We start from the raw sequence: 13,522 nt of genomic DNA, 5'->3' as shown, positions 1-13,522 counted from the left end.
ACATCCCTGTGCGCTTGATCTCCGGCCATCCATGGCCTCCGACAGTCCCGGAGCGTGGCACCCGCCAGCACCCTGCACCAAACCGACAGTTTCGAGGAATAACGTATGGCGGACGTGAATAACCTGGTATGGATCGACCTGGAGATGACCGGTCTGGATCCTGAGAAAGAACGGATCATTGAAATGGCGACCATCGTCACCGACTCGGAGCTGAACGTGGTGGCCGAAGGCCCGGTGATCGCCATTCATCAGTCAGATAGCCTGCTGGACGCCATGGACGAATGGTGCACCAAAACTCATGGTGAGAACGGTCTCACCCAGCGGGTGAAAGACAGCAAGGTGTCCGAACGGGAAGCTGAACTGGAAACCATCGAGTTTCTGAAACAGCATGTGGAGCCCGGTAAGTCGCCGTTGTGCGGTAATAGCATCGGTCAGGATCGGCGCTTTCTGGTGAAATACATGCCGGAGCTGGAAGGTTTTTTCCATTACAGGAATCTGGATGTCAGCACTATCAAGGAGCTGGCGTGGCGCTGGCGGCCGGATGTGCTGGCGGGCGTGAAGAAAAAGGGCAGCCACTTGGCTCTTGACGACATTCGTGATTCCATCAACGAACTGCGTCACTACCGGGAAACCTTTTTCAAGCTATAGGCCGTGTTGCCTCAAGGCCCATTGGACGTGTTCCCGCACCATGTCTGATGGGTGGTCCGCGCGTTTCTTGAGGGCTTCGATCACCGGGATGGTGGAGGGCGCGTTGCCCAGGCCTACCGCCAGGTTGCGTAACCAGCCTTCGTAACCGGTACGGCGTATCGCCGAGCCCTCTGTTCGCTTCAGGAACTGTTCCTCTGTCCATAGGAACAATTCCGCCAGTTCGCTGTTGTTCAGGCCATGGCGGGGCTGGAAATCGGGTTCCTGTGTGGGCTTGCTGAACTTGTTCCAGGGGCAGACCAGTTGGCAGTCGTCGCAGCCGAACACCCGGTTGCCCATCAACGAGCGTAGTTCTTCCGGGATGCTGCCCTTGAGCTCGATGGTCAGGTAGCTGATGCAGCGGCGGGCATCCAGCAGGTGCGGGCCCTTGAAGGCGTCGGTCGGGCACAGCTCCAGGCAGGCGCTGCAGCTGCCGCAATGGTCGGTTTCAAATGGCTCGTCCACCGGCAGCGGGGCACTGGTGAAGATTTCGCCCAGGAAGAAAAACGAGCCCGCTTTCGGGTGAATCACCATGTTGTTCTTGCCAATCCAGCCCAGGCCCGCACGCTGGGCAAGGGCTCTTTCCAGTACCGGTGCGCTGTCCACGAACGCGCGGTAATCGTAGCCGCTGACCGCTTCGTCAATGCGTTTGGCCAGGGTAGCCAGGCGTTTTCGCATCAGTTTGTGGTAATCGCGACCCAGGGCGTAGCGGGTGACGTAGGCTTTTTCCCGGTTAGTAAGCGCTTCTTTCGGGCTGTCCGGTGACGCCAGATAATCCATCCGCACAGAGATCACCCGCAGGGTTCCGGGCACCAGGGACGTTGGCGTGTAGCGCTTGTCGCCATGATCACCCATGTAGGCCATCTCGCCGTGGTAGCCTTTTGCCAGCCAGCTCCTTAGGCGCTCACCATGGACACCAGTATCCGGCAACGTGATGCCCGCATCGCTGAAGCCCAGTTCCTTCGCCCAGGTGCGGATGGAATCGGGCAGGTTTTCAATGGCTTCGGTCGGTTTCGCGGTCATGGTCAGGCAAGCAGGATGAGCGTACGGAATTTTAATCTGATTAAGTTATGACCTTTTTCTCTGTTTTGCTATGCTTTACAGGTATCTGGCCAATTTTCTTAAACTGATTTCTTTAGCTGGAGCGCGGGTGCATGCCCCTGTCTGATCCACACAGTCTACCAGAAGACCTGTATTCCGCGGATGCCGTGCGGGAGATCGATCGTTATGTGATTGATCATAAGGGGGTTGATGGTTTCGAGCTGATGCAGGCGGCCGCCGCCTCGGTGTTCCGCCGCCTAGTGAAGCGGTGGCCCGAGCCCGGCAGGATCCTGGTGTTGTGTGGCGCCGGAAACAACGGTGGAGACGGGTACCTGGTGGCAGCAGCTGCCGGGCGCCATGGTCTGGATGTGAGCTGTATTGCCGTGGCGCCGGTTGAAAAGTTGTCCGGTGATGCCCGTCTGGCCTGGCAGAAAGCAAAAAAGGACGGCGTAGACATCATCGACTGTGGAATCAGTGCCGCGGAAGAGCTGGATGCCCGTTTTGCTTCGGCGACCGTGATTGTCGATGCCATGCTGGGGACCGGTGTCGCGGGCGCTCCCCGGGAGCCGTTCGCGGATATGATTCGTCGCTGTGAGGACGCCGTCGCCCCGGTTGTGGCGGTGGATTTGCCGTCGGGACTGAATGCCACAACCGGTGCCGCAGCTGGGGATGTGGTGCGCGCGGATATGACCGTCACTTTCATTGGCCTGAAGGCGGGGCTGTTTACCGGTCATGGTCCGGAAGCCTGTGGCGAGATCTGTTTCGAATCTCTGGCTACAGAACAGTGGCTTGAAGACAGTGGGCAGCTCCCCCTGGCGCGCAGGGTTGACTGGGACGCCATGGGGGCATTGGTGCCGCGCAGGCCGGTTACGGCCCACAAGGGGCGTTTTGGTCATGTGCTGGTGGTGGCCGGTGACCGGGGGTTTGGCGGCGCGGGTATCCTTGCCGCCGAGGCGGCGTCCCGCGCTGGCGCGGGGCTGGTGACGCTGGCTACGCGGCCCGAGTACGTTGCGCCGGCATTGGCGCGTTGTCCGTCGATTATGGTCCAGGGGCTGATCCACGGGTCTGAGTTACCCGCACTGCTGGATGCCGCGGATGTCATCGTGTGTGGCCCAGGGATCGGTCAGGGCCCCTGGGGGCAGCAGATGCTGCAGCAGGTGGTGGCCAGCGGCAAGCCCAGGGTGCTGGATGCCGATGCGCTGAATCTGATGGCCTCCCGGGTTGCACTCAAGGATGATGACCATGTTCTGACCCCTCACCCCGGTGAAGCGGCGCGGTTACTGGACTGCCAGGTGGCAGAGATCGAAATGGACAGGATCAAGGCCGTTACCCGATTGCGTGAGGTGTTTGGCGGCACAGTGTTGCTCAAGGGTGCGGGCACCGTGATTGCATCCGCGGAGGTCCTGCCCGGGGTGATTGCCGGGAGTAATCCGGGGATGGCGACGGGAGGCATGGGCGATGTACTTTCGGGTATCATCGGCGCCTTGTACGGGCAGCTTGGCAATCCATCCCTGGCGACCACCATGGGCGCGTGCCTGCATTTGGCTACTGCCAACCTGGCCTCAGAGAGGCAGGGCTTTATGGGATTGCTGCCTGGTGATGTGATTGAAGCCCTGCCGCAGGTATTGGCAGAGGCAGAGCGAAATAACGGCGGTCTGGAAATGCTGGAGTCGAAAACGTGATGCAGTCTGATCAACCGGGGCTCCGGGTCTTCCTGGCTGACGAAGCCGCTACGGAAGCGTTGGGGGGGCAGTTGGCACAATTGGTATCAGGGGCCGGAGGCGGAGTGACCGTCTTTCTGGAGGGCAACCTGGGCATGGGTAAGACCACGCTGAGCCGGGGTGTCATGAGGGGGCTTGGCCACGAAGGGGCCGTCAAGAGTCCGACCTATACCCTGGTGGAGCCCTATGAGCACCTTCACCCGGCCGCCTATCATTTTGATCTCTACCGGCTGGGTGATCCGGAAGAACTGGAGTATATGGGGATCCGGGATTACTTCGAGGGTGACAACTTTTGCCTGATTGAGTGGCCGGAACGGGGGCAGGGTGTATTGCCGCGACCGGATCTGGTGATCACTCTCAGCCGGGAGGGCACGGGTCGTTCAGCGTGCCTGATGCCCGGAACACAAAACGGTGAGTCGCTGTTGGCAAAGTTACAGGATGCTGGCGGAATTCGACCCGGTGCAGCCGGTGCAGTTGCGGGTCAGGACAAGAACAGGTGAGTCGTATGAGTATCATCAGAACATCAGGCACGTCCCTGGCGGTAGGTATGCTGGCCTTGCTGCTGGCTTTTTCCATGAGCGCCTGGGCGGGCAAGGAAGTGGAAGGTGTGCGTATCTGGCCAGCGCCGGATCACACCCGGCTGGTTCTGGATACTGCAGGCAAAGTGGAACATAACGTATTTTCCCTGTCTGGCCCGTCGCGGTTGGTGATCGACATGAAGAACGTCAGCCTGCAAGCCGATTTTTCGAAGCTGGATCTGACCGACAGCCCTATCCGCAGAATTCGCAGCGCACCGCGAAATGGTAACGACCTGAGGGTGGTGCTGGACCTCAAGAGTGATATCAAACCGCGCAGTTTTCAGTTGGAGCCAAACCAGCAATACGGCCATCGTCTGGTGGTGGATCTGATTGATGAAGGCGGGTCGAAAGTGCAAAAGGACGTCAAGCCAACGGTGACAGAAAACGTCAATGGAAAGCGGGATGTCATTGTGGTTATTGATGCCGGTCACGGTGGCGAGGACCCCGGTGCTATCGGACCGCGGGGTACCCGTGAGAAAGACGTCGTGCTGTCCATGGCGAAAACGCTGCAGAAGCTTATTGATGAGAAGCCCGGCTTTACTGCAAAACTGACACGCACCGGCGATTACTATATCGATCTTCGCAGCCGGACGTTGCTGGCGAGGAAGCATAATGCGGATCTGTTCGTATCGGTGCATGCCGATGCATTCCGGACACCGCAGCCCAGGGGCGCCTCAGTGTTTGCGTTGTCTGAGCGTGGCGCAACCAGTGAATCCGCCCGCTGGCTCGCCCAGAGTGAAAACCGTTCGGATCTCATCGGTGGCGCGGGTGGCGTGTCACTGAATGGTCGTGATGAAATGCTGGCGGGCGTTCTCCTGGACCTGTCGATGACCGCCAGTATCAACTCCAGCCTGGGCATTGGCAGCTCGATCCTCGGCAAGCTCGGCAATATCACCAAATTGCACAAGCGTGGCGTCGAGCAGGCGGCCTTTGTGGTGCTGAAGTCGCCGGACATCCCGTCATTGCTGGTGGAAGCGGGTTTTATTTCCAATCCGCAAGAGGAAAGGAACCTTTCCAGCTCCGCCTATCAGCGCAAGTTGGCCAGTGCAGTATTTGACGGGATTTACGAGTACTTCTCCGACACGCCCCCTCCGGGGACGCTGTTGGCGGCCCGGAAGGCCAGTCGGCAGGGTGGCAATTCCGTCAGCCAGTACCGGATTCGTCGCGGGGACACCCTCTCGGGGCTGGCGCGGGAGAACCAGACGACGGTCAGCGAACTGATGCGTTTTAACGGCCTGAACGACGACCGTGTTATGGTAGGGCAAACCATTCATATTCCCGCATCCTGAACAAGAGGTTTTCCCGAAACATGCCCGCCATCCGATTGCTGACTCCACGGCTTGCGAACCAGATTGCCGCAGGCGAAGTGGTGGAGCGCCCCGCTTCCGTCGTCAAGGAACTGGTGGAAAATGCCCTGGATGCCGGCGCCAGCCGGGTTGACATCGATGTGGAGCAGGGCGGCGTGAAGCTGATCCGGGTGCGGGACGACGGCTCCGGCATCGGTGAAGCGGATCTGCCATTGGCTCTCAGTCGCCACGCCACCAGCAAGATAGAAAGCCTGGATGACCTGGAGGCGGTGGCCTCTCTCGGTTTCCGTGGCGAGGCCCTGGCCAGTATCAGCTCGGTGTCGCGGCTTGCGCTGACCTCCCGCACGGAGGATCAGGAAGCAGCCTCCCGGGTCGAAGTTGAGGGGCGCGACATGGATGCCCGCATCTCACCGGCGGCTCACCCCGTGGGCACCACCGTGGAAGTGCGGGACCTGTTCTTCAATACACCCGCCCGGCGCAAATTCCTGAGAACCGAGAAAACCGAGTTCAACCACGTGGAAGAGTGCGTTCGCAGGCAGGCGCTGAGCCGGTTTGATGCCGGATTCACCCTGCGTCACAACCAGCGGGTTATCCAGAGCCTTAGGCCGGCGGAAAATTCCCTCGACCGGGAGCGTCGTATCGGCTCCCTGTGTGGTCAGCAGTTTATCGACAATGCCGTGGTGATTGATGCCGAAGCCACCGGACTGCGCCTGTGGGGCTGGGTCGCCCTGCCCACCTTTTCACGCAGCCAGGCGGATCTGCAGTACTTCTTCGTCAATGGCCGGGTGATCCGTGACCGCCTGGTGGCGCACGCCGTGCGGCAGGCCTACCGCGACGTGCTGTATAACAACCGTCATCCGGCCTTTGTGCTGTACCTGGAAGTGGACCCGGCCACGGTGGACGTGAATGTTCACCCGACCAAGCACGAAGTGCGTTTCCGGGATGGAAGGCTGGTACACGACTTCATTTTCCGCACGCTGCACAAGGCGCTTGCGGATGTGCGCCCGGATGACCATTTGCGTGGCGCCGTCGCCCAGTCCGCAGTGCGGGAAGAGGTTGGCGGCACGGGTGTGGTTGGCGGCGGTGCATCGCCGTTTGCCGGTGGCAGTGCTGCCTCACCCGCCGATCCGGGGATGTCCCGCAGTTGGGGGGAAACCGCGTCCGTATTTCCGGCCGGGGGGAACGGGGTGCATCAGCCGCAGCACGAATGGCAGGCGCGGGATCAGTTGGGATTCTATCAGTCCCTGAACGAAGGCGGTGGTATGGCCGGGCGAGAGCAGGGCGCCCCGGCCCTCACGGTGGGCCAGCCCACGCCGCCGACCGACAGCGAAGCTGAGCCGCCACTGGGCTACGCCATCGCCCAGTTGCATGGCATATACATCCTGGCCCAGAGCCGGCAGGGCATGATTGTCGTGGATATGCACGCGGCCCATGAACGAATTACCTACGAACGCATGAAGCGGGCGCTGGAAGCGCAGGACCTGAAAAGTCAGCCCTTGCTTGTGCCGGTGTCTCTGGCAGTCAGCCAGAAAGAAGCGGCCCTGGCGGAGACCCATGGCAACGAACTGCAGCAGTTGGGGCTTCAGGTCGAGCGCATTGGCCCCGAAACCCTGGCGATCAGGCAGGTGCCGGCCCTGTTGCGGGGTGCGGATACAGAGCAGCTGGTGCGCGATATCCTGGCCGACCTGATTGAAAACGGCCAGAGTGACCGGGTTGAGGCCGTGACTCATGAGTTGTTGGGGACCATGGCGTGTCACGGCTCTGTCCGGGCTAACCGGCAGCTGACCATTCCGGAAATGAATACTCTGTTGCGGGACATGGAAGCGACCGAGCGCAGCGGGCAATGCAACCATGGCCGTCCGACCTGGACCGTGGTGACCCTCTCCGAGTTGGACAAACTGTTCCTGAGAGGGCGTTAGAGGCGTCATGAGCGAGCACCTGCCCCAAACATCCGGGCTTCCTCCTGCCATTTTCCTGATGGGCCCAACCGCTTCCGGCAAGACTGATCTGGCCATGGCATTGTGTGACCGCTTGCCCTGCGACATCATCAGCGTCGACTCGGCGATGATCTACCGTGGCATGGACATAGGCACGGCAAAGCCATCCGCCGCGGAGCTGGCCCGGGCTCCCCATCGTCTGATTGATATCTGTGATCCGGCCGAAAGCTATTCGGCCGCTGATTTTCGACGGGATGCGTTGCGGGAAATGGAGACTATTACCCGGGCAGGCCGGATTCCGTTGCTGGTGGGCGGTACCATGATGTACTTCAAGGCGCTGCTCCATGGTATGTCGAACCTGCCGTCCGCGGATCCAGTGCTTCGGCAGCAACTGGAGAAAGAAGCACAGGAGAAGGGCTGGAGTGCCCTGCATGACGAGCTTAATGCGCGGGATCCGGTGGCTGCCGGGCTGATACACCCGAATAATCGCCAGCGGTTGATAAGGGCCCTGGAAGTGATCAGGCTGACGGGCAAGCCCATTTCAGAATTATGGCAACATTCCAGTGCGGGGGGCGACAACGGGAATAGCAAGTCCCTGAATGTCGAGGATTACACCTATTTTACCCAATGGCAGGCAGACGAATCCCCCTCGCTTCCGTATACTGTAGCCCAACTTGCTGTTGCTCCGGCCGACAGAAAGGTCCTTCACGAGAGAATTCGCCTGCGTTTCATGAAAATGCTTGAGGCCGGCTTTCTTGAGGAAGTCCGGGCGCTGATGGCCCGGGAAGACCTTCATGTGGGCTTGCCTTCCATGCGTTGTGTCGGATATCGCCAGGCCTGGCATCACCTTGCCGGGGACGACGATTATGACACCATGATCAGCAAGGGCGTGGCGGCGACCCGCCAGTTGGCGAAGCGGCAGTTAACCTGGTTGCGCAAGTGGTCCGATGTGGACTGGCTCGACAGCGAAGATCAACATATCGCTGAAGAAGCCTTGAAAATTATCGGACTTCGCACCACATTTAACTCTGATAAATGACGATCTGCACTTACATATAAACAGGAGAAAACACATGTCAAAAGGGCATTCTTTACAAGACCCTTACCTCAATGCCTTGCGCAAGGAACGCATTCCGGTTTCCATCTTTCTGGTTAACGGCATCAAGCTTCAGGGCCAGATTGAGTCTTTTGACCAATTCGTGATTTTGCTGAAAAACACTGTCAGCCAGATGGTCTACAAGCATGCCATTTCCACCGTTGTGCCCGCCAGGAATGTTCGCATTCCGCCCCAGGCTCCCGGCGGCGAAGGTGAGGTTGAAGACTGAGTTGTCCGGTTTTTCCGGTATTGCCACCCGCGCTTCCGACGAACCCTTGATGGTTCCGAGGGACGCGGGTGTTTGTTTTTATACGGCTAACGGTTTGACTGTTTCGGAGTTGTTACCACTTGTTTGAGCGTCCCGACGTTGGTGAAAGGGCAATTGTCGTCCATATTGATTTTTCCTCTCACGACGAGGCTGAAGATCCGGATGAGTTTCGCGAGCTGGTCACGTCTGCCGGTGTTGAGCCGGTCGGTCAGGTGACCGGTTCCAGAAAACAGCCAAGCCCCCGCCTGTTTGTCGGGGAAGGCAAGCTCGAAGAAATTCGCGACGCGGTTGCTGCCAACGACGCCGACGTGGTGTTGTTCAATCACGCGCTGAGCCCCTCCCAGGAGCGCAACATCGAGCGTGAGCTCAGATGTCGGGTGCTGGATCGTACCGGGGTCATCCTTGATATCTTTGCCCAGCGCGCGCGAACCCACGAAGGTAAGCTCCAGGTGGAGCTTGCTCAGCTTGAGCACATGTCGACACGGCTGGTGCGTGGCTGGACCCACCTTGAGCGCCAGAAAGGCGGTATTGGTCTGCGCGGGCCTGGTGAAACCCAGCTGGAAACGGATCGCCGCCTGCTCCGTGAGCGAATCAAGTCGATTCACAAGCGGTTGGAGAAGGTGCGTCGGCAGCGTAACCAGGGTCGTCGGGCCCGCAAACGTGCCGATATCCCCACGGTTTCCCTGGTTGGGTATACCAACGCCGGTAAATCAACCCTGTTCAACCACATCACCACCTCATCCGTGTATGCTGCGGACCAGTTGTTTGCCACGCTGGATCCGACATTGCGGCGGCTGGAACTTCCGGACATCGGTCCGGTCGTAATGGCGGACACCGTCGGGTTTATCCGGCACCTGCCGCACAAGCTAGTGGAAGCCTTCCGCGCAACCCTTGAGGAAACGACCGAAGCCACCCTGCTTCTTCATATCATCGACTGCCATGACAGTCGTCGTGATGAAAACATGGAGCAGGTTGAAGAGGTGCTGGCCGAAATTGGCGCTGACGAAATCCCGGTGCTTCAGGTCTTTAATAAAATTGATTTGCTTGATAATTTTACACCGCGCATCGAACGGAACGAAGATGGTTTGCCCGTCCGGGTGTGGTTGTCGGCCGTCAGCGGCGAGGGCATCCAGGGGCTATTTGACGCCATCGTGGAGCGTCTGGCGGAGGATGTTATCCACCAGTTTGTGATGCTGGGCCCGCGGGATGGCAAGCTCAGGGCGCTGTTGCACCAGGCTGGATCGGTATTGAGTGAAGAGCATCGTGACAGTGGTGATACAGTACTGGAAGTCCGCCTGCAGCATCGGGACTGGCTCCAGCTGTTGAGCCGTGCAGACATACAGGAAAAAGACATCAGATTAGATGCTGGGGGAAGGTAAACCGGCACTGCTATTGCCGGGGCGCTTATAAATCCCTAGTATTTGCAGCCATTCTATAAGTTAGGAACGGAGAGCATTATGGCCTGGAATGAACCGGGTGGTAACCGTAACGACAATGATCCATGGGGAACCGGTGGTGGTCGTGGCGGCAATGATCAAGGTCCGCCAGATCTCGATGAGGCGCTGAAAAAAGGTCTCGATAAACTGAACAGGATGCTGGGAGGCAAAGGTGGCCGTTCCGGTGGCTCCGGCGGTTCTTCATCCGGCGGTGGCGGCGGTTTTGGCGCCATTCTCGCGCTGGCTGCCATAATTGCGGTGGGTTACGTTGTATTCCAGTCCTTTTACACGGTCGACGAACAGGAACGGGCTGTTGTGCTGCGGTTCGGTGAGTTCAGCCGCACCGAAGAGCCGGGCCTCCGTTTCAAGGTCCCTCTGATCGACGATGTCACCAAGGTTCGTGTCACCAATGTGCGTACGGCCGAATCCAGCGGTCAGATGCTGACCCAGGATGAAAACCTGGTGACGGTGGACCTTCAGGTCCAATATCGTGTTGGCGACGCGAAGGCGTACGTGCTGAATATCAGGGATTCCAATCAGGCGCTGGCATTTGCTACCGACAGTGCTTTGCGTCATGAGGTGGGTAGTTCCACTCTGGACCAGGTGCTGACCGAAGGTCGTGTCGAACTGGCGGTACGCGTTGAACAGCGGTTGCAGAGGTTCCTGCGTGATTACGGCGCCGGTCTGCAAATCGTGCGGGTGAATGTTGAAAGCACCCAGCCGCCTGATGCCGTGCAGGATGCTTTCCGTGAAGTCCAGCGTGCTCGCGAGGATGAGCAGCGCGTTAAGGAAGAAGCGGAAACTTATCGTAACAAGGTTGTGCCGGAGGCTCGTGGCCAGGCCCAGCGCATGATTGAAGAGGCCAACGCCTACAAGGAAGAGGTGATTGAGCGCGCCAACGGTGAAACCGCGCGCTTCCTGGCCATGCTGGAGGTCTACAAGATGTCTCCGGAAGTGACCCGTGAGCGCATGTATCTGCAGGCGCTGGAAGGCGTGCTGTCGAGCACCAGCAAGGTTCTGGTGGATACCGAAAGCAGTGGCAACATGATGTACCTGCCGCTGGATCGGCTGACCCAGGGCCGTATGGCCGGTGGCAGTAAAGGTTCGTCGGGTGGTTCCGGGGAGCAGATGGATATCCAGACCCTTACCGACCAGGTGATTCAGGAACTGCGTGGACGGCAGGAAACCGGCATTCGGAGGAGCAGATAATTATGGGACCCAAAGGTGTAGTGGGCCTTGCAGGCGCCCTCATTGTAGTCCTGCTGGTTTTGTCGAGCGTATACATTATTCCGGAGACTCACCGTGGCGTGAAACTTCGCTTCGGCGAGTTGGTTCAAACGGATCTCCAGGCTGGCCTGCACTTCAAGGTGCCGGTGATCGATCAGATCCGGGAGTTCGATATTCGTGTGCTGACAATGGATCTGCCTTCCCGTCAGTACCTGACGATCGAGAAGAAGCCGCTGGATGTGGACTCTTATATCGCCTGGAAGATCCGCGATGTGGACCAGTTCTATCGGGCGACCGGCGGTGATGAATACCGGGCCCAGTCCCTGCTGCAGTCCCGGGTGGATAACGGTCTCCGTAATGAGTTCGGTGTCCGGACCATGCATGAGGTGGTCTCCGGGCAGCGTGACGAACTGATGCATACGCTGCGGGATCGGGTCAACGAAACGTCTGTGACAGAGTTTGGTATCGAAGTTCTGGATATTCGAGTCAAGGCGATCGAGTTGCCCGGGTCCGTAAGTGAAAACGTCTTTCGCCGTATGGCGACCGAGCGTGAAAAGCTGGCCCAGGAATTCCGTTCCCGGGGCCGCGAGCTCGCTGAAGGTATTCGTGCCGATGCTGATCGTCAGCGCACCGTTGTACTGGCAGAAGCGTTCGCTGAGGCGGAAGAAACCCGCGGTGAAGGCGATGGAGAGGCTGCGAGAATCTATGCCGATGCATACGGGGCGAACGAAGAGTTTTACAGCTTCTATCGTAGCCTGCAGGCCTACCAGACTACCTTCTCAAGCAAGGACGACCTCATGGTGATCGACGCCAACAGCGACTTCCTGCGGTTCCTCAAGGATCCCCAGGGCGGCCGCTGAGAGTCATTGCCCTGACCTAAAACCGGAATACCTCGGTATTCCGGTTTTTTTGTGCCTGCCAACAGTGTAAAATTCTGCCGGTTTTGGTTCGGGTTTTCTCCTGCTCCGGACCTCGCCCTAAAATCCTGTGCATTCCCCCCGGCTTCGGTTGCTGCGGGGCAGAACGGACAACGGAATCTCATGACAGTATCTGATCGCTGGTTACTGCCGGATGGCGTGGAAGACATTCTGCCGCCTCTCGCAGGACAGATAGAATCCCTGCGCCGGGATGTAATGGACACCTGCCAGCGCTGGGGGTACCAGCTGGTAATCCCGCCGCTGATTGAATACCTGGAATCCCTGTTTACCGGAACCGGCCACGATCTTGAACTGCAGACGTTCAAACTGACCGATCAGCTGACCGGCAGGATGATGGGCGTTCGCGCGGACATGACCCCCCAGGCGGCCAGAATTGATGCCCATACCCTCGGGCAGGAAGGCATTACCCGGTTGTGTTATGCCGGCCATGTGCTGCATACCCGTCCACGGCACATGCTCACGGGCCGTACTCCGATCCAGGCCGGTTGTGAGCTGTTTGGCAGTGCCTCCGAAGCGGCGGATATGGAAGTGATCAGTCTGATGCTGGAGACCCTGCGGGTTTCCGGCATGCCCAGGGTGCACCTGGACCTGGCTCACGTCGCCATCTATGAAAGCCTGATGGGAGAAGCCAGCTTCGATCGGGATACCGAAGCGGCCATTTTTGACGCCATGGCCCGCAAATCCGTTCCCGAACTGGACGAACTGCTCGGTTCCTGTGCTGCCGACACCGCCGGTGGTCGTCTGCGGGAACTGGCCCGGGTCAGTGGCGGAGCGGAAGCTTTGCAGGAAGCCAGGAAGATTCTTGAAGGTGCGCCCGAAGCCCTGACTGGCGCCCTTGACCAGTTGGGCCGCGTGGCGGATATGCTGACCCGTGACTTCCCGGAAATCAGTTTCGGCTTCGATTTCTGCGAATTGCGTGGCTACAACTACCACACCGGTCTGGTGTTTGCCGCCTACGCGCCGGGCCACGGTGATGCGGTGGCCAAGGGTGGCCGCTACGACGCCATCGGTAGTGACTTTGGCCGCGCCAGGCCGGCAACCGGCTTCAGCCTGGACGTTCGTGCACTGGTCTCCCTGGGGGAGCGCGTGGTGCGCCGCACCGGCGCTGTGTGGGCGCCCGCCGATGCAGATCCTGCACTGGAAGGGGTGATTTCCGGACTGCGCCTGACGGAAACCGTGGTGCGGGCATTGCCGGAAGATGCGGATACTGACCCGAAAGCCAGGGGTTGTGACAGAGTTTTGGTAAAGCGTGACGGCCAGTGGGTCGTGGATCAACTGAGCTGAATTGA

At 59.3% G+C, this 13,522-nt stretch carries 12 protein-coding genes; 11 read left to right on the top strand and 1 reads right to left on the bottom strand.

Annotated elements, in window-relative coordinates; translation table 11 throughout:
• Positions 1-105: 105 nt before the first annotated feature.
• Entirely contained in the window at positions 106-648 is a 543-nt protein-coding gene (gene orn, locus ACJO3M_RS01780; protein ID WP_406999170.1) for an oligoribonuclease, read from the top strand.
• Here the strand turns inward: orn and queG are convergent.
• A complete protein-coding gene (gene queG, locus ACJO3M_RS01775) occupies positions 643-1,707 on the bottom strand; it encodes a tRNA epoxyqueuosine(34) reductase QueG (protein ID WP_406999168.1) in 1,065 nt (354 codons plus the stop codon). The two genes, orn and queG, sit on opposite strands and share 6 nt — an antisense overlap.
• A gap of 131 nt (positions 1,708-1,838) precedes the next feature.
• On the opposite strand from queG, the gene ACJO3M_RS01770 reads away from it, so the two are divergent.
• From ACJO3M_RS01770 to ACJO3M_RS01725, 10 genes are all read left to right on the top strand, one after another.
• Positions 1,839-3,407, top strand: a complete 1,569-nt coding sequence (locus ACJO3M_RS01770) for an NAD(P)H-hydrate dehydratase (protein ID WP_406999166.1) — start codon at positions 1,839-1,841, stop codon at positions 3,405-3,407.
• A complete protein-coding gene (gene tsaE / locus ACJO3M_RS01765) occupies positions 3,407-3,946 on the top strand; it encodes a tRNA (adenosine(37)-N6)-threonylcarbamoyltransferase complex ATPase subunit type 1 TsaE (RefSeq protein ID WP_406999164.1) in 540 nt (179 codons plus the stop codon). The genes ACJO3M_RS01770 and tsaE overlap by 1 nt, the downstream gene beginning before the upstream one ends.
• Before the next feature lie 5 nt (positions 3,947-3,951).
• Positions 3,952-5,313 (top strand): N-acetylmuramoyl-L-alanine amidase, encoded by a 1,362-nt coding sequence (locus tag ACJO3M_RS01760; RefSeq protein ID WP_406999162.1) that lies wholly within the window; start codon positions 3,952-3,954, stop codon positions 5,311-5,313.
• 20 nt (positions 5,314-5,333) lie between these two features.
• The gene (gene mutL, locus ACJO3M_RS01755; protein WP_406999160.1) at positions 5,334-7,250 is read left to right on the top strand and encodes a DNA mismatch repair endonuclease MutL; all 1,917 of its coding nucleotides are present in this window, start codon (positions 5,334-5,336) and stop codon (positions 7,248-7,250) included.
• Positions 7,251-7,257: 7 nt separating this feature from the next.
• The gene (gene miaA, locus ACJO3M_RS01750) at positions 7,258-8,307 is read left to right on the top strand and encodes a tRNA (adenosine(37)-N6)-dimethylallyltransferase MiaA (RefSeq protein WP_406999158.1); all 1,050 of its coding nucleotides are present in this window, start codon (positions 7,258-7,260) and stop codon (positions 8,305-8,307) included.
• A gap of 34 nt (positions 8,308-8,341) precedes the next feature.
• Positions 8,342-8,593, top strand: a complete 252-nt coding sequence (hfq, locus tag ACJO3M_RS01745) for an RNA chaperone Hfq (RefSeq protein WP_297791709.1) — start codon at positions 8,342-8,344, stop codon at positions 8,591-8,593.
• Positions 8,594-8,712: 119 nt separating this feature from the next.
• A complete protein-coding gene (gene hflX, locus ACJO3M_RS01740) occupies positions 8,713-10,011 on the top strand; it encodes a ribosome rescue GTPase HflX (RefSeq protein ID WP_406999156.1) in 1,299 nt (432 codons plus the stop codon).
• 78 nt (positions 10,012-10,089) lie between these two features.
• Positions 10,090-11,277: an FtsH protease activity modulator HflK gene (hflK, locus tag ACJO3M_RS01735; protein WP_406999154.1), complete on the top strand. Its 1,188-nt coding sequence runs from the start codon at positions 10,090-10,092 to the stop codon at positions 11,275-11,277.
• Positions 11,278-11,279: 2 nt separating this feature from the next.
• Positions 11,280-12,155 carry a protease modulator HflC gene (gene hflC / locus ACJO3M_RS01730; protein WP_406999152.1) on the top strand — a complete coding sequence of 292 codons (876 nt, stop codon included), beginning with the start codon at positions 11,280-11,282 and terminating at the stop codon, positions 12,153-12,155.
• Between the two features lie 180 nt (positions 12,156-12,335).
• Entirely contained in the window at positions 12,336-13,517 is a 1,182-nt protein-coding gene (locus ACJO3M_RS01725; protein ID WP_406999150.1) for an ATP phosphoribosyltransferase regulatory subunit, read from the top strand.
• Positions 13,518-13,522: the final 5 nt, after the last annotated feature.

This window comes from Marinobacter alkalisoli, assembly GCF_045449795.1.
Taxonomy (GTDB): Bacteria; Pseudomonadota; Gammaproteobacteria; order Pseudomonadales; family Oleiphilaceae; genus Marinobacter.
The sequence above is the reverse complement of the archived record's forward strand: the minus strand, read 5'-3'. Positions and strand labels throughout refer to the sequence as shown.